Origin of the sequence: Nostoc sp. KVJ3 (assembly GCF_026127265.1) — a bacterium.
In the GTDB taxonomy this organism is placed as follows: domain Bacteria; phylum Cyanobacteriota; class Cyanobacteriia; order Cyanobacteriales; family Nostocaceae; genus Nostoc.
In genome coordinates, this window is record NZ_WWFG01000002.1 from 3,164,375 (window position 1) to 3,189,614 (window position 25,240).

Consider the following 25,240-nt stretch of genomic DNA (forward strand, 5'->3'; position numbering starts at 1 on the left):
TTATACATTGATATAGAAGCTGGGCAATTTGGAAAGCTATAGCCATCAAGTTATATAAGATGACACAACAATATTAAAATCAAATACAAAAAGTTAGATATTTTGCTGCGATCGCACTTTTTGCTCGACGGTTCGTGTTCAGAGGTGGAGCGATCGCCATTTTTGCTCGACGGTTCATGTTCAGAGGTGGAGCGATCGCCATTTTTGCTCGACGGTTCGTGTTCAGAGGTAAAGCGATCGCCCTTTTTGCTCGACGGTTCATGTTCAGAGGTGGAGCGATCGCCATTTTTGCTCGACGGTTCGTGTTCAGAGGTGGAGCGATCGCACTTTTTGCTCGACGGTTCGTGTTCAGAGGTGGAGCGATCGCACTTTTTGCTCGACGGTTCGTGTTCAGAGGTAAAGCGATCGCTCTTTTTACTCGACGGTTTGTGTTCAGAGGTAAAGCGATCGCTCTTTTTACTCGACGGTTTGTGTTCAGAGGTGGGGCAATGTCTTCAATCAGACTATGCTTAGGGTTGTATCAGCTTTCAAACGAGCTAAATTGGCGACTAGCTTGATTTATATTTCTCTAAGGCTCCGATGCAACTCTTGATACAAGCTAAATTAGTTATGATCTCGATTTTGCTGCTGCGATCGCCTTGGTGAAAACCCTACCTATGACCAATGAAGAACTGCTACAAATTATTAAAAAAGTTGCCACAGACAAAGACACAACATTAGACCTTGCTGGCAAAGACTTAACAACGCTGCCAGCAGAGATTGGTCAACTCTCCAACCTTAGGCAGCTTTACCTCGACTCTAATCAACTGACGACACTGCCAGCAGAGATTGGTCAACTCTCCAACCTCAACGTGCTTTACCTCGACTCCAATCAACTGACGACGCTGCCAGCAGAGATTGGTCAACTCTACAACCTCAGCCAGCTTTACCTCGACTCTAATCAACTGACGATGCTGCCAGCAGAGATTGGTCAACTCTACAACCTCAGTCAGCTTTACCTTGACTTCAATCAACTGACGACGCTACCAGCAGAGATTGGTCAACTACCTAACCTCAGCGTGCTTCACCTCAACTCCAATCAACTGACGATACTGCCAAGAGAGATTGGTCAACTACCTAACCTAGAAGCACTAAGGCTTCATGGTAATCCAGTTCCCATTCCACCCGAAATTTTAAGTTCAGCTAATGCAAAAAAAATTTTAGATTTTTATTTCGCTGTGCAAATTTCAAAAGAGACTGAACCTTTATATGAAGCAAAATTGCTCATTGTGGGTGAAGGTGGAGCGGGTAAAACCTCTCTAGCCAAGAAAATTGCCAACGAAGCTTATGAACTTCAACTAGACGAAGAATCGACCAAAGGCATTGATATTATCCAATGGATATTCAAACTCCCTAGTGGACATGATTTTCGTGTCAATATTTGGGACTTTGGCGGACAAGAAATCTACCACCACACGCACCAGTTTTTCCTTACTGAACGTTCTCTCTATGTATTAGTCGCCGATACTCGCAAAGAAAATACTGATTTTTACTGGTGGCTGAAGGTTGTCGAACTCTTGAGCGACAAAAGCCCAGTTTTCATCATCAAAAATGAAAAACAAGACCGTCAGTGCAAAATCGATGGAGGGCAGTTACGAGGGGAATTTGACAACCTCAAGGAAATTTTACCAACCAATTTAGCTGATAATCGGGGTTTACCAGAGATTAAAAAAGCTATTCGGTTTTACATCAGTAATCTTGACCACGTTGGTACACCTCTACCAAAACTCTGGGTAAGAGTCAGAACCGCCTTAGAGAACTATTCCCGAAATTACATCAGCGTTGAAGAATACTTTAACCTTTGCCGAGTAAACAATTTAACTGACCGTAAAGACATACTGCGCTTGAGTAGTTATCTCCACGACCTCGGTGTTTGCCTCCACTTTCAAGACGATTCTACACTCAAACACTACGTTATCCTCAAACCGGAATGGGGAACAACTGCTGTTTACAAAGTTCTGGATAATCAGACTGTTAACCAAAATCTAGGTTGTTTTACCAAGAAAGACCTAAAAGATATTTGGGAAAGCGGCGAATATGCAGATATGCGAGATGAACTCCTGCAATTAATGATGCGGTTCAAGCTTTGCTACGAAATTCCCGGTCGTCGTGACATTTATATTGCGCCTCAATTGCTTTCCATTGAAAAAGCTGATTATACCTGGGACGATCGCAACAACCTAATCCTGCGCTACACCTATATATTCATGCCCAAAGGCATCCTCACCCGCTTTATTGTCGAGACGCACCCTTGGATTGAACAGCAAAAACTCGTTTGGAAAAACGGTGTTGTTCTCAATAAAGACCAAACTCGTGCTGAAATCATTGAAAACTACAATCAACGGGAAATTAAAATCCGTGTAGCCGGAAACCGCAAAAAAGAATTTATGGCAGTCATCACCCATGAACTCGAAAAAATCCACAACTCTTATGAACGTTTGCAATATCAAACCCTAGTTCCTTGTAACTGCGAAAAATGTGAAGGAAGCCAAACTCTTTATAGTTATCCTCTGAACGAACTGCGTGAGTTCCTAGATGATGGTGCTTACCTGATTCAATGCAGGAAAAGCCGTCAAATGGTAAATGTCCGCAGGTTAATTGATGAGGTGCTGTTCCAATCTGATAGACCAGATGGAGAACTCAACCCCAAGGTTGCACAGTTGCAAAACGAACTGGAGCGCAAGCGATATGAATCATTGACGCATCGGTTACGAGATAGCAATCAAGAAGAAAAACCCATCATGAATAGTCAACCTGCAATGGAATTCGAGAAGGAAATTTTCATCTCTTATGCTTGGGGTGGAGAAAGTGAGCAATTTGTCAATCAACTGGATGAGACTTTGCAGGCAAAAGGAATCAAAATCATCCGTGATAAACGCGATTTGGGCTACAAAGGACTAATTAAAGCCTTCATGGAACGGATTGGACGCGGTAAATGTGCGATCGCAGTTATTAGTGACAAGTATTTAAAATCTCCCAATTGTATGTTTGAGCTAGTGCAAATTGCTAAAAATGGTCAATTTTATGATCGAATTTTCCCGATTGTATTAGCGGATGCCCAAATTTATAAAGCTGCTGCAAGACTTAAATATATCAAGCATTGGGAAGATGAAATTAAAGAATTAGATGAAGGGATGAGAGAAGTTGGTGCAGCTAATTTACAGGGATTTCGTGAGGAAATTGACCAATACACGGAGATTCGCAATGCGATCGCAGAACTCACCAATCTGCTCAAAGATATGAACGCGCTCACCCCTGATATTCACAGCAAATCAGACTTTGAGGAGTTGCTGAATGCGATCGCACAGCGTTTAGATGAGTAAAAATAACTTATTGATTAAGCTCAGAGGTTAAGTAATGTCTCCGACAAGCTAGAGATACACCCTTTTAACTCGATAATTTGTCTTCTGAGGTGCAAGCTTTAAGTTCAAAAGTAAAATAATTAGGGTTAAAGGCGCAAGTTCGAGGATAAAAGGCGCAAGTTCGAGGGTTAAAAGCGCAAGTTTGAGGGTTAAAAGCGCAAGTTTGAGGGTAAAAAGCGCAAGTTCGAGGGTTAAAGGCGCAAGTTTGAGGATAAAAGACGCAAGTTTGAGGGTTAAAGGTGCAACTTCGAGGGTTAAAGGTGCAACTTCGAGGGTTAAAGGTCAAGCGATTGCCCTTTTAACTCGACAACTCGTGTTCAAAGGTGCAATATTTGAGTTCAGAAGTTAAACAGTGAAGGTTGAAAGTAAATCATTAGCTCTTTAATTCACATTGGAGTTTACACTGTCCAATCCTGTGTCATCAAGTTTGGAACTTTGCTAAAGTCGCTAGTGTTGCGAGTCAATAATACTAAGCTCCGTGAAAGTGCAATCGAAGCTATTCTTAAATCCATCGTGGCTATGCGAACCCTTTGCGCTCGTAACCCTTCAAATATGGTTACTGCTCCAGCATCGAATGGTAAAATTGGTGCTGCCGAAAACCCCTGAATGATTTCCATTAGCAGAGTATATCCCCGAACTACATCACCAGGTGTTTGGGAACGAGTAATAAAGGTATGAGCGCCAATTACTTGCTCGTGACAACTCTCACCGCTAACTGCTTTTCAGTTAGCGGGAGCATCTCAGATTCACAAATGAGACTTGCTGCTTCGTAGGCTGGGTATCCCCTAAGCCTCCACAGCCAGGAATCGGTAGTCCAACCGATCCACGTTTCAAAAGATTCAATGCGGCGTTCCAGTCGCGGTCAATGACCAATCCACAAGAACAACTATGAACACGGACGGCCATTGTTTTTTCAACTCTTTCACCACAACTCGAACAATTAATACTCGTGCCTCTAGGGTCAACTCCAAGTGTCAGCTTGCCGCGTTTTACCGCTACTGCTTGCATGATTTCCAGGAACGTACCCCACGCAACATCTAGTATTGACTTAGCTAATCGTGTTCTAGCTAATCCTCTAATGTTCAAGGTTTCAAAAACAATCAAATCGTATGAGTTAACTAACCAATGAGCTACATGATAATGAAACTCTTTTCTTTGCCGAGCAACGTGCAAATGAAGCTTTGCAACTTTATTGGATTGCTTGCTGTGATTGTTAGACCCTTTGACTTTACGTGCAAGTTTGCGCTGTTGACGGGCTAATTTTGATTGTGACGAACGATAATACTGCGGCACTTCAATACTTTGTCCATCAGCAGTGGTTAAAAACTTTTCTAAACCTACATCTATGCCAGTAACAGTTGTGATTTCATCAATAGATAAAGTATCGGGAACAGTCTTGTCTTCTAAAGAAAAACTACAATACCATCCATCAGCTTTAACAAGAATCGTCGCCTGTTTAATCTCAAAACCGTCTGGAATTGGTCGATGTAAGATAACCTCAATCTCACCAATCTTGGATAATTTGAGAATATTACCTGTTAGGTGTGCGCCAGCTTTGGGTGAATTAACACGGGGGAATGTAAACGAACTTATATCACCACGCTTTTTAAAACGTGGTCTTCCTCCTCGCTTGCCTTTTTTGTCAGGTGTTAACCATCGTTTCCACGCCTTGTCCAACCGCATTAAATTTTGTTGTTGGCAGTCGGCATAAATGTTTTTGTAATCGGGGAATAGCTCTTTGGTTTGCTTGAGGTTGCTTGCTTGTGTATAGTAATCTGCTTTATCTGGTATCTTTCCAATTGGTTCAGAAACTAAGCTACATCGGTCAATCTGCGATCTTGTACGTCTTAGCCAGTTCAACCTTTCCCCTAGTGCGTAGTTCCAATGGCGACGCAGCAACTCGCCCCAAGATTCAAGAATGACAACTTGTTCGGGAGTAGGGTTGAGTTTGAACTGATAAGTTAGTAGCATAGAACTATTGTACAGCATTATTCCGTACTTTTGTATGACTACTCGCATAGATATCAGGCTTCCAGAACAAGAACTAGAGATATTAAAAACCTACTGCCAAGAACAAGATAGAACTCAAACAGAGGTAATCCGTGAATTTATTCGTAGCCTTAGAAAGAAAACCAAAAATCAATGAATTGGTAACTATTGGGGTTCGATGCCCCAATAGTTACCCTCCTATCCCCCTCACCGCCAAGCAACGCTTAGGCGGGAGTACCCCGGAGGCTTAGATGGAAACTAACAATAGAAAAAGCAAAATCTGTAGCTTGATGCTGGGCAATATGAGCAGCTAATGTTAAAAACTCTTTTCCTGAGCGTCTTTGAAGAAAACTGATATGGTCAGTGTCCAGTAGATATCTCACAATTGTTCGCCAGTCTCTTCTGTAAATATGTCAGCGTGGCGTAATGACCGACCATACTCTAAAGCTTCTAAAAATGCTGGTTCATCAGAGATTGAGCCAATAACCTTTTCTAGCCAATTACTATAGGTAGGCGCATCAATGACTTTAGAACTTACGCATTGACAAGCAAGACAAAAAGTGCATAAGGAGAATGCAGAAAAAAAACAGCGACCGCTAGTTACCAGAGGCGTTAAAAACAGATAATTTACTTGGCTGTGTTTAGGGTTCGGACAATCAGAGCAATTACTAAACCATCAACCGCTAAATGTGACTTGAACACTTATACTCTGTTTCTACTGGCAGAATCAAAGTATCCAGGTTGCACACGTCTGGCAGAGATAATGGAAAATTTATCTCATGATAGCGTCAATAGATTTTTGCTACGTGAACGGTACGAACCCAAGGACTTATTTGAAGAAATCAAGCCCAATATCAATCTAGTTGGAGGTACTTTAAGTGGAGATGATACGGTAATTGATAAGCCTCATAGTGACCCGGAAATAACAGATTTAATCGGTTATTACTATTCAGGTAGACATCATCGTGCCGTTAAGGGAGTTCAGTTAATTACCTTGTATTACACCGAGTGTTCAGGTAAATCTGTACCTGTAAATTATCGCATTTATAACAAACAAGATAACAAGACTAAAAATGATTATTTACGAGAAATGATTACTGAGGTAATGGATTGGGGTTTAAAGCCTAAAACAATGACAACTGACGCTTGGTATTCCAGTCAAAAAAACCTGAAGTTACTGAAAAACAAGGGATTAGGGTTTTTAACTGGGGTAGCTAAAAATCGCTCATGTTCCATTGATGGTAAAAATTTTACCCAAGTCCAAAACTTAGAAATTCCCGAAGATGGTTTAATAGTGTATCTAAAGAATTTTGGTCAGGTAAAAGTATTTCGGAAAAGTTTCAAAAACGAAACTAAAAGATATTACATTATGTATATCCCTGAAAAAGATACACTAAACTCAATTTCCAGAACAGAATTTAAAGAGCTACATTCAATTCATTGGGGGATTGAGTGTTACCACAGAGCTATTAAACAAGTATGTGGCATTGGAAGATTCATGGTTAGAACAACCGATGCTATTAAGACTCACTTTTTTAGTGCAATTCGCGCTTTCACACAATTAGAATTAATGCGGGCAGAAGACTTGATTGAAAATTGGTATGAAATCCAAAGGAATCTGTCTCTCCAAGTAGCTCGTGACTTTATTTTGGAACATTTAGCGCAGAATTTGAATTTGAATACATAGTATCAATTTTCTGTCAATGCGTAAGTTCTAGACTTGATGTTTGATATCTGCAACTGTTTGTTCAAGAGTCGCTAAACGTTGTTCAAGATTTGCTTCATCTAACATAATTTTCTTTGAGACTTTAGTTTCAATGGTAATGCTTATCCGCGCCTGGACAACGCGGATGAGCATCTTGTCCCATCACAACAAACTAAGGTTAGGTGTAGCTGTAGTTTTAGCCTGGTAAGCCTTTTTGACACCAACCCAGTTACTAGCAATTGGCATTCGCCAACCAGTTCCGAAGGCGCGATCGGTGATTTTTAAGCCGGGGGGTGCTTGTCGCCGTTTAAATTCAGCCCGCGCCACCATTTGGATTACTCTGTCTACAATTACCGAATCGTGACCGGCTGCAACAATTTGCGCTGCTGATTGGTGGTTGTGAATCAGGCGTTGCAAAATATCGTCTAAAATTTCGTAAGGTGGTAAAGAGTCTTGATCGACTTGACCTGGTTTTAGTTCAGCACTTGGTGCTTTTGTCAAAACGTTTTGCGGGATAATTTCGTTATGGCGATTTAACCATTGGCAAAGTGAATACACACGGGTTTTAGGAACATCTGCAATCACTGCTAATCCGCCATTCATATCGCCGTAGAGAGTACAGTAACCCACAGCCATTTCTGACTTGTTACCGGTAGATAAAAGCAGATAGCCAAATTTATTAGCGATCGCCATTAATAAATTACCCCGAATCCGAGACTGGATATTCTCTTCTGCCAGTCCAAACTCTGTACCTGCAAACAAATCACCTAAAGTTTGATCAAAGCCTTGCATTAACTCGCCAATTGGTAAAAGATTAGTCTTAATCCCCAAATTGTCGGCTAATGCCACAGCATCACTGATGGAATGCTCCGAACTGTAAGGGGAAGGCATGAGAACACCGAGGACATTTTCTTTACCAAGTGCAGCAGTTGCGATCGCAGCTACGATTGCCGAGTCAATCCCGCCGCTTAAACCCAACACTACTTTAGAAAAGCGACACTTGCGAGCATAATCTCGCACTCCTAAAACCAAGGCTTGCCAAATTTCTTCATCTTCTGACTCATAGATAGGTTCTACAGAACCCAACTGTAAATCATGTTGTGCCTCGTCAAATTCAACTATTACTAAATCAGTATCAAAACCACGGGCGCGACACATAATTTCACCTTGACGATTTAAGGCAAAACTACGCCCATCAAAAATTAGATCGTCATTTCCGCCAACCTGATTAGCGTAAATAATCGGTTGTTGAAAACGGACTGCACTATGCCTAAGCATTGTTTCTCGAAGCTGCTGCTTGCCAACAGTGTAGGGCGAAGCAGACAGATTTAAAATTAAATCTACACCGAGAATTGCTAAGTCAGCAATGGGATTTACTGTATAACTACGTTTCCCCCAATATTCTTCATCATTCCATAAATCTTCGCAAATAGTTACGCCAATATCGATATTATCTAGGGTGAAATAATTAGCTTGTAAGCCTGGTTCAAAATAGCGACGTTCGTCAAATACATCATAAGTAGGCAAAAGTCGCTTGTGAAAAATTTGCTTTACCTTACCATTTTCTAACAAAGCTATGCTGTTAAATAAGGTTTTACCGCCACTAATGTGTGCATTGAGGTTCTGTTCAACAGTTCCTACCAACACGGCTAAATTTGGTGGTAAATCTTGGGCCAAGTTTTGTAAAGTGATGCCCATCGCTTCCACAAAACTAGGATTTAGTAATAAATCCCTTGGTGGATAGCCACACAAAGAAAGTTCTGGTGTTAGTAACAAACGCGCACCGCTAGATGCTGCGCGTTGTGCCGCCTCCAAAATTTTTTGGGCATTTAAAAGCAAATCACCAATTGTCGGATTAATTTGAGCAATCGCAATCTTCATTTTAGTTAGGAGTTAGGAGTTAGGAGTTAGAAGTTTGGAGTTTGGAGTTATTATTCTCCCTTATCCCACGTAGCGCTTCATTAAATAAACACCAAAGGTTTATCTTTTAGGGGAGCAAAAGCTTCTGCGTCAAACTTATACAAACTAGCAGGACGGCCAGCACCCCGTGATACCTTAATTCCGGTATCGCATAAAAAACCTAACTTGAGTAGACGCGCCCGAAAATTAGAATAATCGGAAAAGTTATCACCTAAAACTGTGGCGTATAACTGATATAAATCGTTTAAGGTGAACATTTCTGGTAAGACTTCAAAAGCCACCGGGCTATACTCTAATTTATTTCGTAACCGCCTGTGGCCATAAGTCAGAATTTCATTATGGTCAAAAGCTAATTGCGGTACTTGTTTTACCGGATACCAGGCTATGCCAGTCATGCGATCGGCAATTAATTCGGCTTCCTCAAATCGCACTAGGGCAAAGTAACTAACTGATAGATAACGTACGCCATAACTATCAGTTGCTTCCCGTGGATCGCGATTCGGCCCGCCAAAGGTATACAGTTGTTCTAAGTAGAGATTGTTGACCTTAATTTTCTCCGCCATAATACGATAGGCGGCATCTTCTAAAGACTCTCCTGGACGCACCAAAGTACCGGGAAGACTCCAATGATTTAAAAATGGTTCTTGCTGTCGCATTACCAGTAGAACTAACAGCCGATTTTGTACAGTATCTACAGAAAAAATTACATTATCAACACCAACCTTGAAATCGGCCAAAGGTTGTTGGTTTAGCGGAATTGGTATCTTTTTTTGGGAACGTCCTGGCATTCGTACAAATGCTCTCGATTAATATAGGCAACTACAGGGGCAGTAAGGGCTTCAGAATCTCCATGTTCGCGGTATGCTGTTGAGGAAACATCTAGACCGGTCAGACTAGCGATCGCAATTTTCCCTCCCAGCTTTTGCACTACCTCTGAACTAGACTCATCTATTGCATATCCGGGTCGCGGTACAATCAGTAGTTGCACTTTCTGTAACAAATCTTCAATGCGATACCAACGTGGTAGCTGACTCAGTAAATCTGAACCAATAATCAACGTCAATTCAGCATCTTCACCCCAAGTAAGCTTTGCTTTCTCAACTGTTTCCAGTGTTCTGAAGCTACTTAATTCTTGTTCCAAAGCAACATTGTGCCGTGGCGCGTCTATATCCGCAATCAACAATCGTAACATTGCCGCCCGATGTTCTAAGGGTGTTTGATGGGACTTAAATGGATTATCTGCCGCCCAAACCGCTACCCAATCATAACGTTCAGATAACCAACTCAGAATTTTTTGATGTCCCGCAGTTGGCGGATCGGCACTCGTTCCAAACAAAGCAACTCTCATAATAATTCGTAATTCGTAATTAAGACATACCGAAAGAGTACTTCTTACCTCTGTGTCGCGCCAGGTGCTACAACGGGGGGAACCCCCGCAACGCACTGGCTTCTCTGCGCCTCTGCGGTTCGTTTCTTAGTTTCTTCAGTCAACACCCGTAACCCCTCAGAAATCTCCACCTCTACAGCTATAGGAAGATCCAAACGCCGTGTCTGTTCTGACAAACTCGCAACTGAGGCAAAGGTACGCTGACGAATTGTCGCCAACGACTCGAACGGTTGCACCTGTTCACCCTCCTGCACTACCAATTGCAACAAAGTTTCTTCCTCTAGAGGACTTTCACCTAAGAGTCCCAACCTGTCTGCTTTTACCTTTCCTCCCGTAAACGAGCGAAAAATCTGCTTACGCCCTGGATAAGTAACCTTACCACTTGACTGCTTCATCACTGGGATACCATCAATGTCTACAAGTTTATAGACTCCATTTACAGGCGAACCTGTAACTAATCGCGTTCCCAATCCGTAACCATCAATTTGTGCCCCAGCAGCTTTTAATCTGGCAATTTCCCACTCATCCAAGTCGCCACTAGCAAAAATTGGCACATCAGGGAGAAGCGATCGCACCTGTTTTGATAAGGTAACTAAATCTCCTGAGTCTAATCGCACTCCTGATAATTGCATTTCCCCGGAATTTACTTTTTGGGCCAAGCGCTGGGCAGCAGCAACGGTATCGTAAGTATCAATCAGCAACGGCGCACCCGGAAAATATCGATGGAATGCACTAAAAGCTTGTTCTTCAGTGCCTTCTATTGCTGATAACGCCATCACCAGGGCGTGAGCCATCGTACCACTCGGCTTTTCTCCCAGTTGTAGCGCTGCTAACACATTGGAAGTAGAATCTAACCCACCTGCTAATGCTGCCCGCGCCGCCCACAAAGCTCCTTGGGGACTAAATGCTCGTCTTGTGCCAAACTCTAAAAGTGTTGCTGATTCCCCTGCTACATCCCGTAATCTTGCTGCTTTTGTAGCAATCAAAGTCTGGTAATTAATCGTATTCAACAGGTAAGTTTCTACGAGTTGTGCTTGCCAAAGGGGTGCTTCCACTCGCAACAGTGGTTGATTGGCAAATACGGCTGTCCCTTCTGGTACTGCCCAAACATCACCGGTAAATTTTCCCTCAGCTAAAAGTGACCAAAAGCGATCGCTCGCATGAGCAAAAATCCCCGTCGCCTGTAATGCCGCAATTTGCGAGGCACTAAAGCGGATTTTGGCTAAATATTCCAATGCCTGTGTTAGCCCCATTGCAATTAAATAACCAAAACCTTCTGGTAATCGCCTGACAGACAACTCAAAGCTGGCCCGTCGTTGTTCGATACCAACGCCAGTGTAACAAGCTGCCATCGTCAATTGGTAAAGATCGGTCAGCAAGCTGTAGTCTTCCGCAGAAAGGTTTAGTTCCTGGTTCTGCTGGCTTTGCTGTTTATATACATAGTCCAAATCTGGCAAAGTTGTCATGCAAGAGATTCCTTACAAGCTGCTTCTTTTATTTATGGTAATATTTACCATAAATAATGTCAACTACTGCTTAGGATATTTCAAAGATTGCTGTTTAGGAGTCTATCAATAGGTGAATTTATCCTAACTTTATAAAATACTTAATATTTTTTAATAGTAAAAGCTAGCAATAATCGTGACATCGGAAATAAGCCAGCCATTTAAAATCACCGAATACAGTGCTGTACGCGAATAGCGGAGCGGGGCGTTTAGCCCGTAACTCGGCTTAGAGTAAAAAAGTAATAATCGCACTTCATTTCTGAAGGTCTGAGAGATGTACTAGCACGAAAGTGCTACCAATACATGGGATGCTAGTTGATGATTAGTGAGTTTTACCAATGTCTGTTGTTTCTGCCATTACTGTTACCGTTCCCGCCACAACTGCTAATTTGGGGCCTGGTTTTGATTGCATCGGTGCAGCTTTAAAGCTGTACAACGAGTTTAAGTTCACTCGCCAAGAGGGTGGGTTAACTATTCATGTCACTGGTACGGAAGCTGAACGAGTCCAAACGGATGAAAGCAATCTTCTCTACCAAGCATTTGTCAAGTTCTATCAACATATAGAGCAAACACCGCCAACTGTGAAAATAGAAATTAAGTTGGGTGTCCCCTTGGCGAGAGGTTTAGGTAGTTCGGCGACAGCAATTGTTGGTGGGTTGGTTGCTGCTAATCAGCTTGAGGGTGCAACTCTGTCTCAGTCACAAGTGATGGAATTAGCGATCGCAATGGAAGGACATCCTGATAATGTAGTTCCAGCTTTGTTGGGCGGATGTCGTCTCGCGGCTAGCAGTGGCACAGCTTGGGAAATTTGTGATATTCCCTGGCATAAAGATTTAGTACCAGTTGTGGCGATTCCTAATTTTGAACTTTCCACTTCCGAGGCGCGGAGCGTTCTGCCGACTGAGGTGAGTCGCGCTGATACGATTTTCAATATGGCACATTTGGGGTTATTGTTGCGCGGCTTGGAAACTGGTAACGGACAATGGTTAAAGACAGCCTTGCAAGATAGATTGCATCAGCCCTATCGCAAAACTTTGATTCCTGGTTATGACGCTCTCAATATCGCAGCCGTTAGCGCTGGTGCTTATGGTATGGTAATTAGTGGTGCGGGGCCAACACTGTTAGCTTTGGCAGATAAATTACACTCGGAGGCAGTGGAGGCAGCGATATTAGCTGCTTGGCAAGAAGAAGGAATTACAGCCGAAGTGCGATCGCTAACTCTCGATACCCAAGGCGCAAAAAGCTTTTAATATTTGATTTTATGGAGCAAATTCAGACTGAAATGGTAGCGCTTAACTCTCAAATTCAGATTCTTCGAGAAGAACGCGCTGCACTCACTATTAATAATGTCATCTCTGCTGAGAATGATTCACCCCAGGCAATGGTTGAAGCATATCGCCGTCAAGCCAGGGAAAATGCCCAATTATCAGTTGAACTTCAGGGCATTGATGCGGCGATCGCTGCTTTGGAAGTCCAGATTAAACAAAAACAAGGTAAGTTAGTGCGATCGCAAATTAAATCAAAAGAACTTATCCAACAGCAGCAGCTGGAGGAAGCGAAAGAAGTGGCACAGGTTCATGCTCAACGCATTAATCAACTGGCAGGTGAATTGGCGGCAGAAGTTCGCCTCCTTAAACGTTGTGCCGATCAGCTGAGTCCAATGTATTGGCAGGTTTATTACAAGCCCTTTATTACTGGTTTCAAGACAATCTCCGTTCCTTATGTCCGCTCTGATTGGGAAGTGTGGACAATTGTCAACCGGATTGTTTAATGCTTGGTGTTGAAGCATTAATCTAAAACACATCTAATTGGCATAACCAAGTTTCATCAAATTCTTGTAGGGTAGGTATCTTGCCTACCTATGATTATAAATATATTGATTCTCAATTGTGATGAATCATCACAAAGACGCGATAAATCGGTGTCAAGACGAAAAAATGATTATTGTCGAGACGGCGATTCATCGCGTCTCTTGCTACAAAAAATAAGCGATAAGTTGCAAAGCTGTTCGCGAACAAACCATTTTATCGTTATTCCTGCTGGCGGCGTTCCTCTATTTCTTGACTAGAAATCATACTGCTGACTCTCTCTACATCTGCCATCATCAAAACTGCTCCCTGCATTTCAATGCCAAGGAGAGGAGTAATTGCCAAGTAACATTTTATTTGTCTACCCCGACGATTGGTAGCATCAAGGATCATCTCTTGAAACTGTTTTTTCCCAGATAGGGAATCGCGGATAGGCGATCGCAACTGCTCGACTGGTAGCCCAATATCTAGGCTAAAGATAGACTTTCCTAAAACTTCATCAGTCCGCAAGCCCCATAAATCTTCTACCATGTAATTCCAAATTGAAATGTTAAAGTTGCTGTCAATTACAACTATTCCATTTTGGAGACTTTTCAGAATAGAGAAGAGAAAAAGGTTTGTGCGATTAAGTTCTGTGGTGCGCTCGCTCAGTTCGTTATTAATTGTCTGTAATTCTTCATTAGTAGATTGAAGTTCTTCATTCATTGTCTCCAATTCTTCATTAGTGGATTGGAGTTCTTCGTTGGTAGTTTCTAATTCTTCATTAGTGGATTGGAGTTCTTCGTTGGTAGTTTCTAATTCTTCATTGGTAGATTGGAGTTCTTCGTTGGTGGTTTCTAATTCTTGTTGCGATCGCTGTAGGGCATCTTGGAGTTTAATATAACGGGTGACATCATGAAAGGCGATGCTGACTCCTAAGAAACTGCTGTCTGTTTCTTGCAAAGGCGTAATTCGCACATCTAGATATTGGGTTTCTGTGTTAGACAAATAGCGCTCTACATTTGTCAGACTGACAGGGTGGCGTTCGGTATAAGCCCGTTCAATTAGCGATCGCAATTCAATCGGTCGATAGGAAAGTTCTAAATCCTGGAAGGGACGAGCTAAATCTTTGGGGGAAAGGGCGAACAAAGTCCGCGCTTGCTCGTTTACCAGTACCAGAGTGCCATTGATATCAATGACTATTTGGGCGATTGGGGCTGTGTCGAAACCCATGTCTCGCAGCCGCAGATGTCGAGACAAACGGCTGCTAGATTCTTCATCTACTGAATTTGCCATAACTAAAAGGCGATCGCGGATATTCACCGACGATACCTTAGTAAATATCCGGTTTTTTAAGTCTATTGGGGTAAACAGACTCGAATGCATCAACAGCATTTCTGCTTTTCCTAAAAATAGATAACCAGTATCATTTAGTGCAAAATGAAATCGAGCCAGAATTCGTCCTTGAGTCTCCGAATTAAAATACATTAATGTATTGCGATTAACCAGCAAATCTAAGCGCGAAATGGGCGCATCCTGAAGCAGATCGTGGCGACCAAAAATTACTGAGCGGCGCAAATCTTGACGGAAGACATAGCGATTACCGACAATCTCAAAGTATTTGTGCCGCAGTTCATCTGATACCGCTTGGACATCTTTTGCTGAATACACAGCTTGACGAGCCTGATTGAGAGCATCTTCATCTACATCTGTGGCATAGATTTTCACTCGTTGGCGAAAATCCTCTGCTCCCAATATTTCAGCCATCAATATAGCCAAGGTATAAGCTTCTTCTCCAGAAGCACAGCCGGCGCTCCAGATGCGAATTTGGTCAGAAGTTCTTTTATTTTTAATTAGATTAGGTAGTATTTGCTCCGCGAGATATTCCCAAGCTGATGAATCTCGAAAAAAAGCAGTGACGTTAATTAGGATAATATTAAAAAGATAATTGAATTCTTCTGGATCAACTTCTAGATAGTCTTGATACTCTTCAAAGTTTTCTATAGTCAATGACTGCATCCGCTTGCATACTCGGCGCATCAAAGTCGAACGCTTGTAGCCTGTGAAATCAAATCCCCGATTTTGTCTAAGATGAATCAGAAGATTTTCAAATTCGGGGTTTTTTTCTGCGGAATTCATAGGGTAGCGTGTAAATGAGAAAAAATAAAAGAGTGAAGTTTTTACGCTTGTCCACGAGTATCAAAGACTTATTTTTGCATTCCAAAATATATTTAAAAACATTACGATTTTACGCAAAGCTACACTTCCCTACATTCTCCTTCCACTAAAGTTACCAAAGCGTTAGAGATTTCATCTAAAGGGAGAATAAAATCTACGTTGCCGGTTTTAATCGCGGCTGAAGGCATCCCCGAAAATTCGGCCGTTTTTAGGTCTTGGACAATGACAGTACCGCCCATTTTTTTTATTGCTTCTACTCCCATCGCGCCGTCGCTACCCGTTCCAGTTAGCACAATGGCGATCGCTCTTTCTTTGTAAGTGGCTGCAACCGATTCAAATAATAAGTCAGCCGAAGGACGTAAAAAATGGACTAATTTTGACTGTGATAAGGAAAGTGTGCCGTCATCGTTAACTAACAAGTGACGATTGGGTGGAGCAATATAAGCTGTTCCTGGGGTAAGGTAATCTCCTTCCTGTGCCTGTTTGACGGTAATATCCGTGCGCCGACTGAGAATTTCTGCCATGAATGACGGATGTTCGGGAGCGAGGTGCTGCACAATAGCGATCGCGGCTGGAAATGCTGCTCTTAGAGTCGATAGCACTTTAACTAGAGCAGTCAGACCACCTGCTGAGGCTGCGATCGCGACAATATCAAAGGCAGCATTCCTAAAGTGAGGTGGATGATTGTTGGCATCTTGCGCCATCTGAATCATTATTTTTTGGCCGTCAGTACCAACCAAACTTAATTAGTTACAAAAAGCATTATTGAAGAAGAATTAAGAAGCCAGAATAGGCTAAACGCCCTGCTACCGCTAACAGGAGTCAGAATACTCAACTGACTCATGATTTTTTTACCTTTGCCTACACTAATTATACAGTATTTTTGAACTTAATTCCTTATTTTTTGCCTTCACCTGTTAAATTTATTTGTTCATCTTCCTGTTCTAAAATGCGTTTTGCCTCTAAAAGTTGCTGTTTGTGTTCGTCACTAACTGTTGGGTATTGCAGATTTAATTCTTGTAATTTTGTACAGATAATATTAGCGACTACCAGGCGCGTAAACCATTTGCGATCGGCAGGAATAACATACCACGGAGCCCATTTTGTACTGGTGTTGTTAAAAACTTCTTCATAAGCCTTCATATAATCATCCCAAAAAGCTCGTTCTTTGACATCGCTATCTGAAAACTTCCAATTTTTTTCAGGAGAGTCAATCCGTTCTAAAAAACGTTTTTTCTGCTCTGATTTAGAGACGTTGAGAAAAAATTTCAGAACAATCACGCCATTGTCTACCAAATATTTTTCAAAGTTATTAATCTCTTCAAAGCGTTGCTTCCATATCTTATTTCCATTAGGAAAATGAGGCAGTTGTTGCTTTCTCAGCATTTCTGGATGCACGCGAACCACTAGGGTTTCTTCATAATATGAGCGGTTAAATATCCCAATTCGACCTCTTTCTGGCAAAGCTCTCATACTTCGCCACAGGTAATCATGGTCTAATTCTTCTGCACTGGGGCCCTTGAAACTATAAACCTGAAATCCTTGCGGGTTCACACCAGAGGTAACATGTTTAATTGTGCTATCTTTACCAGCAGCATCCATTGCCTGAAAAATAATCAGCAAGGAATATGTATTTTGAGCATAGAGAATATTTTGGTAATTTGCTAATCGTTCAATATCTGCCTGTAATTTGTTTGCAGCATCAGCTTTTTGATGAAAATCAGTTTTATAAGCTGGGTCATAGTTTTTTTTCAGAGAAATCTTTGAACCTGGTGGAACAATGAAAGCATCGTAATTCATATATAAAATTTAATAACGGCTGTTTATACCGAAGCATATTATGGAGTGCTAATTCCTGAAAATTATAATTTCTTAATTAAATAATTTTTGATTTAAAATTCATAACTTTTAACCGATTCTGGGGGTTTAAGTCCCCCATTTCTAAGAGTACTTCAAGTAAAAAAATGCCCAATTGTCATTGCGAGCATTCGCGGAGCGTCTCGTAGAGAAGTGAACGCTCGCAATGACGGGTTTTGGATCATTTATTTTTTGGAACACTCTAAATTACGAATTATTTCCGTCGCTTTGGCATAGGACGCATTGTTTCACGCCCTAACATAAACATCCCCGCAACACCCAAACTGACAAACCAAACATATTGATACCAATATTGCCGAATTTGCTCACCAGTGTGGAGTTCTGGATGCAATGTGTTTAAGTACAACAGCAGCACTAATATCATCAGCGCCCCAAAACCAACAAAGCTTAAGCCAACACGAATTCGTGCAGGTCGCAGTTCAAAATCACTGATAGTCTCTAGGTCAATTTCTGCCAATTCCTTAAAGGAGTCATCTGCCAAAGATGAGGTTGCTTGAAATCTATTGTTAAGCTTTGGTGGCAAAATCCGCGACAGTGTTGCTACTGTTGGGCGGCGTAATAAAGCCTCAGTATCTCGTAGCAATTGCAATGGCTTACGAGTATTAGTTAGTTCAACAAACTCTATATTCTCTGTGGGAATTTGGTCATTGGCTTTGCTTTCAAAATCCATAGTATGCTTATGAATTACTCGTCCATCTCTTTTAATGTAGCTAATGCCGACGGAGATAAGCGACTCAGATAGCGGAATATCCAGTATTTGAAGATGGTGTTTAAAATTACCGGAAATGTTGCAATAAATAGAAATATTGCATTTCTACTTGCTGGTAAACCTAAATGTTCTGCTACTCCTTCAAGAAGAACCTCCCACCCATCTGGTGAGTGAAACCCTACAAATATATCTGTAAACAGAATAATCAAAAAAGCCTTAGCACTATCGCTCAGTCCATAAACTATATTATCTATAAAAGACTTCACAATCGCAATTTCTCTGCTGCTCAAAACAATAATTATACTAAAAGAAATTAATGATATCAAATCAGCAAAAACATTACTAACAGCACTATTAGTTTTTACCTGAAATTCCTCAGCTATCTCAATTGCTTTATCCTTGATTTTTTCTTTTACTACTTCTACTGAGAGGGCTGGTGCATGATTTAATAAAGATTCAAATCTCAAATTTTGTTGAAAATTAGATAACTCATGGAGAGCTTCTTTTTCCATGTCCGAATTAATAAAAATTTGAGTTGTCTTCTCTCCTCTAGTCCTTTCTAAGATGGGGGTTACTAATAATTGTTTAGATAAAATATGAGTCAAAAGTGGGACAATAATTAAAGTCAGTAAAAATCTTAGAGCAATTTTCGTCCTATTCTTAGAAATTCGGTAATTTCTGACAAATTCTTCTTCTCTCTGTGGGGAAAAATCTGCTTTAATTCTATTAATAGTTCTGCCAATAGATCCAGGTAAGACTCCATCGTTTTGAGTCGTAGGCAGATTTTTAATATTAGACAATCCTGGCTGTTTATTGATTTCATTCTGATTAATTTTTTGCGGTTGATAATTTGATAGTAATGCGCTGTTACTACTAATTAGTTCATCTTTGATAGCATACTTCTCTACAACTTCATCGATAACCTTCAACTTTTCTAATAAAACAGAATTAGAGATATTGACAATTCCTCGACTAAGTTGGAATTCTGCAAGTCTGATCTTGATAATAGTTAAATTTTTATCAAGGTAGACTTGCCAATAAGACATCGCAGTTTCAGTATAATTTACTGATTCGGAAGATATTTTTTTACCTTCAAAATGTTCTATCTCGATGTTTCTAATTCTCTGAGCGGCTTGTTGAGCTTCTAATAGTGCCCTTTCTGGTGTATCGAAAAACCAATTGTTTAGCGATCGCAAATACTGATTGACATTTTGGCGAAGCAATTCTGCTGTTTTGGTAAATGAATCTTTCATTATATGTATAAATATTTGTATTGTGTGTAGTATAGTTATACAAGCATGAAAACTAGGTAATAACTATTTTAAAATATTATTAACTATTAGACATCTCCAAAAATTAAATATGCGTTATCCAGAACCCTTGTAGAGATGTAACAGTGCTACGTCTCTACATTCATTATCGGAGATGTCTATTTAGGACTGCTATATGAAATTTTATTATGCGATCGCACCAGCAATCATAGGAGTGGCAATTACCCTTGTACAACCGCAATTTGCGGTGTTTAATCACCTCCGGTTCACTCAATGGGTTGTGTACAGGTGGTATTTATTTGGTAAGATAGTGACCTGGAATAAATTCCTGAACTAAATCAAATTCTTGATTCTCTTCAAAATGAGCCAATAGTTGAGGAATTTGGTCATGCTTTCCTAATGTTTCCAGGGTTAATGCTTCCTAGTTAAACAAACGTTTAGCTTCTCGTAAAGTGTATACATCGGTAGACAGTGGTTTAAAATGCTTAACAATGCATTGTGGATTCCCCGGTCTTTGCATATCTTGAGCTAAGAAAGTCGTACCAAACCCTCCTTGTCCCAGTTGGGTGAGAATTTGGTAGCGTCCACCTACGGTTTGACCCTGCATTAAATTTACCTTTTCTCCTAGATTGACTCACTCACTGATTTTGTTAATCTTGATTTTTGCACAAAATCTAAGTAGAGAATAGGGAATAGAAATATTGCTTTTTCATCCCCCTCATCCTCCCACTCCCCACTCCCAATTTTGAAATTATGACTTTGAGTCTGTGCATGATTGTAAAAAACGAAGCTGCAACACTACCTAAATGCCTGAACAGTGTCAGAAAAGTGGTGGATGAAATGGTAGTCTTGGATACAGGCTCAATCGATCGCACTCCCAATATTGCCCAGCAACTTGGTGCCAAAGTCCATCATTTTAAATGGTGTAATGACTTCAGTGCTGCCCGGAATGCAGCTTTAAAATATGTCACTGGTGACTGGATTTTGGTCTTAGATGCTGATGAAACTCTGACTCCAGCAATTGTACCGCAATTGCGAGAGGCGATCGCTAGAGACGAATACCTGCTCATCAATCTCGTCCGCCAGGAAGTTGGCGCTGAACAATCTCCCTATTCTCTGGTTTCCAGACTGTTCCGCAATCATCCAGACATTCACTTTGACCGTCCTTATCATGCCTTAGTGGATGATAGTGTGTCAGCAATTTTAACTAAAGAACCCCATTGGCAAATAGGTTATTTACCTGGAATCGCACTTGTACACACAGGATATCAAAAAAGTGCGATCGCTCAAAATAACAAATATGCCAAAGCAGCAGCAGCAATGGAAGGATTTCTCGCGACTCATCCTCATGACCCCTATGTTTGCAGTAAATTAGGGGCATTATATGTGGAAACTGGGAAAATAACCCAAGGTATGGAGTTGCTCAGACATGGAATCACCACCTCTGAAGAAAATTATGATATTTTATACGAACTCCACTATCATTTAGGCATTGCTTACAGTCGCTTGCAAAAATTCCCACAGGCGATTTCTCACTATCAAGCTGCTATCAAATTGCCAATTTACCCGATGCTCAAATTAGGAGCATACAACAACTTGGGTAACTTGCTCAAAGCAGCCGGAGATTTCAACGGTGCGAAAACTGCTTACGCCACAACTTTGAAGATTGACCCGAATTTTGTCTTTGGACATTATAACTTGGCAATGACATATAAGGCTTTGGGTTTATTTACAGATGCGATCGCGTATTATCAAAATGCGATCGAGTTAAATCCCAACTATGCTGAAGCGTATCAAAATTTAGGGGTAGTGTTGCTGAAAGCTGGCAATCATCAGGATAGTTTAACAGCTTTTAGAAAAGCGATCGCCCTTCACGAAAGGTATAATCCCGAAGAGGCGAAGAGACTACGTCAAGGCTTGCAAGAAATGGAGTTGATGTAGAAATAAGGGGACATCTCGTAGAGAAGTACAATTTCGCGTCTCTACACTATAGCGTTTCCTAATCATACAAGGTACATCATAGTCCCCTCATCGCTTGCGGGGGTGGGGTTCAATACCTACTCAACTGAGAACCGCTATATCTGTCAGATGAGAGTTTTAGTCTGATCTGAACCGTATTGATATATGATTAACGCTCTTAAAATGATTTACCATCACGGATACCAGAATGTTCAACTGAGAATTTAGATTTTTAGATGATAAATATTATTCTATATACCCTATAATCTTTTTAATTACGGTATACATCCAGAAATACCGTAGATTTAGGGGTGAATTCTGATGAGCGAGTCGCAACAATCGACACATTTAAGTAAATTGCTAACTGAGAGAATGCAAGCTTATGTCATGAAAGCTTTGCAGACTATACAATTCTCATATCAACACACTATTATAAATTGGTTCAATAGACACAGAGTGCAAAGTTTTGTCAGTCTGTTTCTAGTAGGTGCTTTTTTAAGCATAGCAGTTGCCTCCTGCTCTGGAAGCAGTTCAGCTAGCAAAAATGATGTTAAGTTGAAACTCGTTTCTTTTTCTGTCACCAAAGCGGCTCATGACCAAATAATCCCCAAATTTGTCGAAAAATGGAAGCAAGAACATAATCAAAACGTCACATTTGAGCAAAGTTATGGTGGTTCTGTAGCTCAAGCGGCGGCTGTGATTGCTGGTTCGCAAGAAGCAGATATAGTACATTTGGCGCTTCCTCTGGATGTCAGCAAAATTGCTCTTGCAGGTTTGATTAAATCAGGTTGGGAAACCAAAGCTCCGAGAAGTGGTATTGTTAGTAGATCGGTTGCTGCGATCGTTACCCGCGAAGGCAATCCCAAAGGTATAAATACTTGGGCAGACTTAGCAAAAGATGGCGTGAAAGTGATTGCGGCTAACCCAAAAACTTCTGGTATTGCTATCTGGGAATTCTTGGCTTTTTGGGGTTCGGTAACTCTAAATGGAGGTGACGAAGCCACAGCGTTAGATTACGTCACTAAAGTTTATAAAAATACTCCTACTTTGACGAAAGATGCTCGTGAAGCTAGCGATTTATTTTTTCAAAAAAATCAGGGTGATGTCTTAATCAACTACGAGAATGAGGTAATTTTAGCAGGTAAAAATGGAAATAAATTACCTTATGTTGTCCCCCAAGTCAATATTTCCATTGATAATCCTGTAGCTGTAGTTGATAAAAACGTTGATAAACACGGTACAAGGAAAGTTGCACAAGCATTTGTTGATTTTCTTTACTCTACAGAAGCTCAACGCGAATTTGCTAAATTACAATATCGTCCTGTGAACCCCACTGTCACCCAAGAAGTAGCATCACAATATCCACCAATTCAAACTTTATTCACATCTCAAGATTTAGGTGGCTGGGATATTATTCAGAAAAAGTTTTTTGGAGATGGAGGAATTTTTGATAAAGTTCAAGCTGCCAGCAAAGCATGATATCTAGATTATCTACTAGCAGATAGCTAAGTATAAAGAATTCTCGGTCACTTTACCCAATTGATAATTTATGAGCTTTCGTAGTAGATTTAAGGATAGCTTTCTCCTCATATTTTTAATGATTATTGCCAGCAGTACCACTGCTTGTAGCAGCAGCGAGGAAAAGAAAAGTCAGGTAAGTATTGATGGTGCAGCTGTAGGTTTTCCTATTTCTTTAGCAGTTGCAGAAGAATACGGTAAAGTCAAACCTGAAGCGAAAGTCAGCGTTGCCTCAAGTGGGACTGGTGGTGGTTTCAGTAAATTTTGTAATGGTGATATTGATATTGCCGGTGCTTCTCGCACCATTAGAGATGAAGAAATCAAAAAATGTCAAAGTAAGAATATTAAATTTGTCGAGTTGCCTGTAGCTTTAGATGGCATTGCCGTGATTGCCAACCGCAAAAATAACTTTGCGAAATGTCTAACTATTAAGGAATTAGGTAAAATTTGGGGTGGGAAATCAGACGGGAAAATTTTGAAATGGAATCAAGTTAATTCTAAGTTTCCTAACGAAAATCTGAAGTTGTATGCTCCATCTTCTGATACGGGAACATTCGATTATATGACTCAAGCTGTGACTGGCAAAGCCAAGAATGGCCGTACAGATTATACTGCCACTCAGAATCAAAACCTTCTCGTACAAGGAGTGTCAGGTGATGCAACAGCTTTGGGTTATGTGGGGATATCTTACTATATTCAAAATCAAGAAAAACTGAATCTAGTTGCTGTAGAAAGTCCTACAGGAAAGTGTGAAAAACCAGTTCCGGTGGATAATGTGATTAAAAATATCTATACACCTTTGTCTCGTCCTCTCTTCATCTATGTCAGTAAAAAATCCTTAGATACTAAGCCAGCAGTCAAAGAATTTGTAGATTTTTATCTAGAAAATTCCTGGAAGTGGGTAGATAGTGTTGGTTATGTGGCACTACCTGATGAAGCTTATGTCAAAGTAAAACGAAAATTTGCTACTGGTGAAACTGGGACAAAGTTTAAAAAAGCAAAACCGGGTGAACCAATCACAAACTTTATTTAAATAAAGTCTGAGTCATTGTAGTCTGATTGTAGTCAAAAATTTAACTGTTTATGCAAAATACTAATTATCAAGACGATCCTTATCTACTATCCAGACAATCACTGGATAAAAATGCATCTGAAGATATATCAGAAAAGATTGTTGCAGCAATTTTATTTGCTTGTGCTTTAGTTTCAATTTTGACTACCTTTGGTATTGTCGTAATTATTTTTCAGGAGACATTCAGTTTTTTCCAAGAAGTCTCTTTTGCCCAATTCTTTCTTGATACTAAATGGACACCTCTATTTGCTAATAAACATTTTGGCGTTTGGCCTTTGATTAATGGCACTTTATTAACTACAGCTATTGCTATGGCGGTTGCTATTCCTTTGGGTTTATCTTCTGCCATTTATTTAAGTGAGTATGCTCAACCCAAAGTAGCAGCAATTTTACGTCCAGCAGTGGAACTTTTGGCAGGAATCCCAACAGTCGTATATGGTTACTTTGCGCTGTTGTTTCTTACACCATTGCTGCGGAATCTTATGCCTCTGGAAATATTCAACGCTTTGAGTGCGGGGTTAATGATGGGGATAATGATTACTCCTACTGTTGGTTCTATCAGCTTAGATGCTATTAAAGCAGTTCCAGGTTCTTTGCGAGAGGGATCTTATGCTTTAGGTATCACTAAACTAGAAAGCATTTTTAAAGTAGTTCTACCAGCCGCACTTTCTGGAATCATCGCCTCGATTATTTTGGGTATTTCTCGCGCTGTAGGTGAAACAATGACTGTCCTCATTGCCGCCGGACAACAACCAAGACTAACTGTTAACTTCATGGAATCAGTAGAAACCATGACAGCTTATATGGCGCAGATTTCTGGTGGAGATAGTCCGCGTGGTAGTCTCAATTTCAAGACATTATATGCTGTAGGCGCTGTTCTATTTATACTTACCCTAGCTTTAAATATTGTTAGTTACTGGGTTGCTAATCGCTTTAAAGAAAAATACGATTAATTTTAAGT

At 40.7% G+C, this 25,240-nt stretch carries 25 protein-coding genes; 11 read left to right on the forward strand and 14 right to left on the reverse strand.

Annotation, left to right across the window (positions count from 1 at the left end; genetic code table 11):
- Positions 1-102: 102 nt before the first annotated feature.
- Together GTQ43_RS29705 and GTQ43_RS29710 are read left to right on the forward strand one after the other, a co-directional pair.
- Complete coding sequence (locus GTQ43_RS29705; RefSeq protein WP_265276227.1) at positions 103-513, forward strand: hypothetical protein; 411 nt, start codon at positions 103-105, stop codon at positions 511-513.
- A gap of 143 nt (positions 514-656) precedes the next feature.
- On the forward strand, positions 657-3,362 hold the full coding sequence (locus GTQ43_RS29710; protein ID WP_265276228.1) for a COR domain-containing protein: 2,706 nt from the start codon (positions 657-659) through the stop codon (positions 3,360-3,362).
- Between the two features lie 437 nt (positions 3,363-3,799).
- On the opposite strand, the gene GTQ43_RS29715 is transcribed toward GTQ43_RS29710, so the two are convergent.
- Together GTQ43_RS29715 and GTQ43_RS29720 are read right to left on the reverse strand one after the other, a co-directional pair.
- On the reverse strand, positions 3,800-4,018 hold the full coding sequence (locus tag GTQ43_RS29715; protein ID WP_265276229.1) for a hypothetical protein: 219 nt from the start codon (positions 4,016-4,018) through the stop codon (positions 3,800-3,802).
- A gap of 109 nt (positions 4,019-4,127) precedes the next feature.
- Positions 4,128-5,390, reverse strand: coding sequence for an RNA-guided endonuclease InsQ/TnpB family protein (locus GTQ43_RS29720; RefSeq protein ID WP_265272265.1), 1,263 nt, complete (start codon positions 5,388-5,390; stop codon positions 4,128-4,130).
- A 16-nt stretch (positions 5,391-5,406) separates the two neighbouring features.
- Between GTQ43_RS29720 and GTQ43_RS29725 the strand changes: the two genes are divergently transcribed.
- Positions 5,407-5,547, forward strand: coding sequence for a ribbon-helix-helix protein, CopG family (locus GTQ43_RS29725; RefSeq protein ID WP_265276230.1), 141 nt, complete (start codon positions 5,407-5,409; stop codon positions 5,545-5,547).
- Between the two features lie 67 nt (positions 5,548-5,614).
- Here the strand turns inward: GTQ43_RS29725 and GTQ43_RS29730 are convergent, their stop codons facing one another.
- Complete coding sequence (locus GTQ43_RS29730; protein ID WP_265276231.1) at positions 5,615-5,773, reverse strand: hypothetical protein; 159 nt, start codon at positions 5,771-5,773, stop codon at positions 5,615-5,617.
- Between the two features lie 272 nt (positions 5,774-6,045).
- On the opposite strand from GTQ43_RS29730, the gene GTQ43_RS29735 reads away from it, so the two are divergent.
- Complete coding sequence (locus GTQ43_RS29735; RefSeq protein WP_265273632.1) at positions 6,046-7,077, forward strand: transposase; 1,032 nt, start codon at positions 6,046-6,048, stop codon at positions 7,075-7,077.
- Positions 7,078-7,104: 27 nt separating this feature from the next.
- Here GTQ43_RS29735 and GTQ43_RS29740 read toward each other — a convergent pair whose 3' ends face one another.
- The 5 genes from GTQ43_RS29740 to GTQ43_RS29760 all read right to left on the reverse strand — a co-directional run bounded on the left by GTQ43_RS29740 (position 7,105) and on the right by GTQ43_RS29760 (position 11,868).
- Positions 7,105-7,248 (reverse strand): hypothetical protein, encoded by a 144-nt coding sequence (locus GTQ43_RS29740; RefSeq protein WP_265276232.1) that lies wholly within the window; start codon positions 7,246-7,248, stop codon positions 7,105-7,107.
- 9 nt (positions 7,249-7,257) lie between these two features.
- The gene (locus GTQ43_RS29745; protein WP_265276233.1) at positions 7,258-8,976 is read right to left on the reverse strand and encodes an NAD+ synthase; all 1,719 of its coding nucleotides are present in this window, start codon (positions 8,974-8,976) and stop codon (positions 7,258-7,260) included.
- Between the two features lie 80 nt (positions 8,977-9,056).
- A complete protein-coding gene (locus GTQ43_RS29750) occupies positions 9,057-9,803 on the reverse strand; it encodes an NUDIX hydrolase (protein WP_265276234.1) in 747 nt (248 codons plus the stop codon).
- Complete coding sequence (locus GTQ43_RS29755; RefSeq protein ID WP_265276235.1) at positions 9,764-10,363, reverse strand: nicotinate-nucleotide adenylyltransferase; 600 nt, start codon at positions 10,361-10,363, stop codon at positions 9,764-9,766. The genes GTQ43_RS29750 and GTQ43_RS29755 overlap by 40 nt, the downstream gene beginning before the upstream one ends.
- A 44-nt stretch (positions 10,364-10,407) precedes the next feature.
- Complete coding sequence (locus tag GTQ43_RS29760) at positions 10,408-11,868, reverse strand: nicotinate phosphoribosyltransferase (protein ID WP_265276236.1); 1,461 nt, start codon at positions 11,866-11,868, stop codon at positions 10,408-10,410.
- A 377-nt stretch (positions 11,869-12,245) separates the two neighbouring features.
- On the opposite strand from GTQ43_RS29760, the gene thrB reads away from it, so the two are divergent.
- Entirely contained in the window at positions 12,246-13,157 is a 912-nt protein-coding gene (gene thrB, locus GTQ43_RS29765) for a homoserine kinase (RefSeq protein WP_265276237.1), read from the forward strand.
- A gap of 11 nt (positions 13,158-13,168) precedes the next feature.
- A complete protein-coding gene (locus tag GTQ43_RS29770) occupies positions 13,169-13,678 on the forward strand; it encodes a hypothetical protein (RefSeq protein ID WP_265276238.1) in 510 nt (169 codons plus the stop codon).
- A 259-nt stretch (positions 13,679-13,937) separates the two neighbouring features.
- Here GTQ43_RS29770 and GTQ43_RS29775 read toward each other — a convergent pair whose 3' ends face one another.
- The 5 genes from GTQ43_RS29775 to GTQ43_RS29795 all read right to left on the reverse strand — a co-directional run bounded on the left by GTQ43_RS29775 (position 13,938) and on the right by GTQ43_RS29795 (position 19,712).
- Entirely contained in the window at positions 13,938-15,833 is a 1,896-nt protein-coding gene (locus GTQ43_RS29775; protein ID WP_265276239.1) for a CheR family methyltransferase, read from the reverse strand.
- Positions 15,834-15,952: 119 nt separating this feature from the next.
- A complete protein-coding gene (locus GTQ43_RS29780) occupies positions 15,953-16,585 on the reverse strand; it encodes a chemotaxis protein CheB (protein WP_265276240.1) in 633 nt (210 codons plus the stop codon).
- Between the two features lie 184 nt (positions 16,586-16,769).
- Positions 16,770-17,672: a polyphosphate kinase 2 family protein gene (locus GTQ43_RS29785; protein ID WP_265276241.1), complete on the reverse strand. Its 903-nt coding sequence runs from the start codon at positions 17,670-17,672 to the stop codon at positions 16,770-16,772.
- Between the two features lie 271 nt (positions 17,673-17,943).
- On the reverse strand, positions 17,944-18,420 hold the full coding sequence (locus GTQ43_RS29790; protein ID WP_265276242.1) for a hypothetical protein: 477 nt from the start codon (positions 18,418-18,420) through the stop codon (positions 17,944-17,946).
- Between the two features lie 14 nt (positions 18,421-18,434).
- A complete protein-coding gene (locus GTQ43_RS29795; protein WP_265276243.1) occupies positions 18,435-19,712 on the reverse strand; it encodes a proton extrusion protein PcxA in 1,278 nt (425 codons plus the stop codon).
- A 193-nt stretch (positions 19,713-19,905) separates the two neighbouring features.
- Here GTQ43_RS29795 and GTQ43_RS29800 point away from each other — a divergent pair, with 193 nt between their 5' ends.
- Positions 19,906-20,067 (forward strand): hypothetical protein, encoded by a 162-nt coding sequence (locus GTQ43_RS29800; RefSeq protein ID WP_265276244.1) that lies wholly within the window; start codon positions 19,906-19,908, stop codon positions 20,065-20,067.
- A gap of 84 nt (positions 20,068-20,151) precedes the next feature.
- Here the strand turns inward: GTQ43_RS29800 and GTQ43_RS29805 are convergent, their stop codons facing one another.
- Positions 20,152-20,337 carry a hypothetical protein gene (locus tag GTQ43_RS29805; protein WP_265276246.1) on the reverse strand — a complete coding sequence of 62 codons (186 nt, stop codon included), beginning with the start codon at positions 20,335-20,337 and terminating at the stop codon, positions 20,152-20,154.
- 146 nt (positions 20,338-20,483) lie between these two features.
- Here GTQ43_RS29805 and GTQ43_RS29810 point away from each other — a divergent pair, with 146 nt between their 5' ends.
- The 4 genes from GTQ43_RS29810 (at position 20,484) to pstC (ending at position 25,232) form a co-directional block, all read left to right on the forward strand.
- Complete coding sequence (locus tag GTQ43_RS29810; RefSeq protein WP_265276247.1) at positions 20,484-21,671, forward strand: tetratricopeptide repeat protein; 1,188 nt, start codon at positions 20,484-20,486, stop codon at positions 21,669-21,671.
- A 339-nt stretch (positions 21,672-22,010) separates the two neighbouring features.
- Positions 22,011-23,168: a sulfate ABC transporter substrate-binding protein gene (locus tag GTQ43_RS29815; RefSeq protein ID WP_265276248.1), complete on the forward strand. Its 1,158-nt coding sequence runs from the start codon at positions 22,011-22,013 to the stop codon at positions 23,166-23,168.
- 70 nt (positions 23,169-23,238) lie between these two features.
- A complete protein-coding gene (locus tag GTQ43_RS29820; protein ID WP_265276249.1) occupies positions 23,239-24,240 on the forward strand; it encodes a PstS family phosphate ABC transporter substrate-binding protein in 1,002 nt (333 codons plus the stop codon).
- Between the two features lie 50 nt (positions 24,241-24,290).
- On the forward strand, positions 24,291-25,232 hold the full coding sequence (pstC, locus tag GTQ43_RS29825; RefSeq protein WP_265276250.1) for a phosphate ABC transporter permease subunit PstC: 942 nt from the start codon (positions 24,291-24,293) through the stop codon (positions 25,230-25,232).
- Positions 25,233-25,240 lie beyond the last annotated feature (8 nt).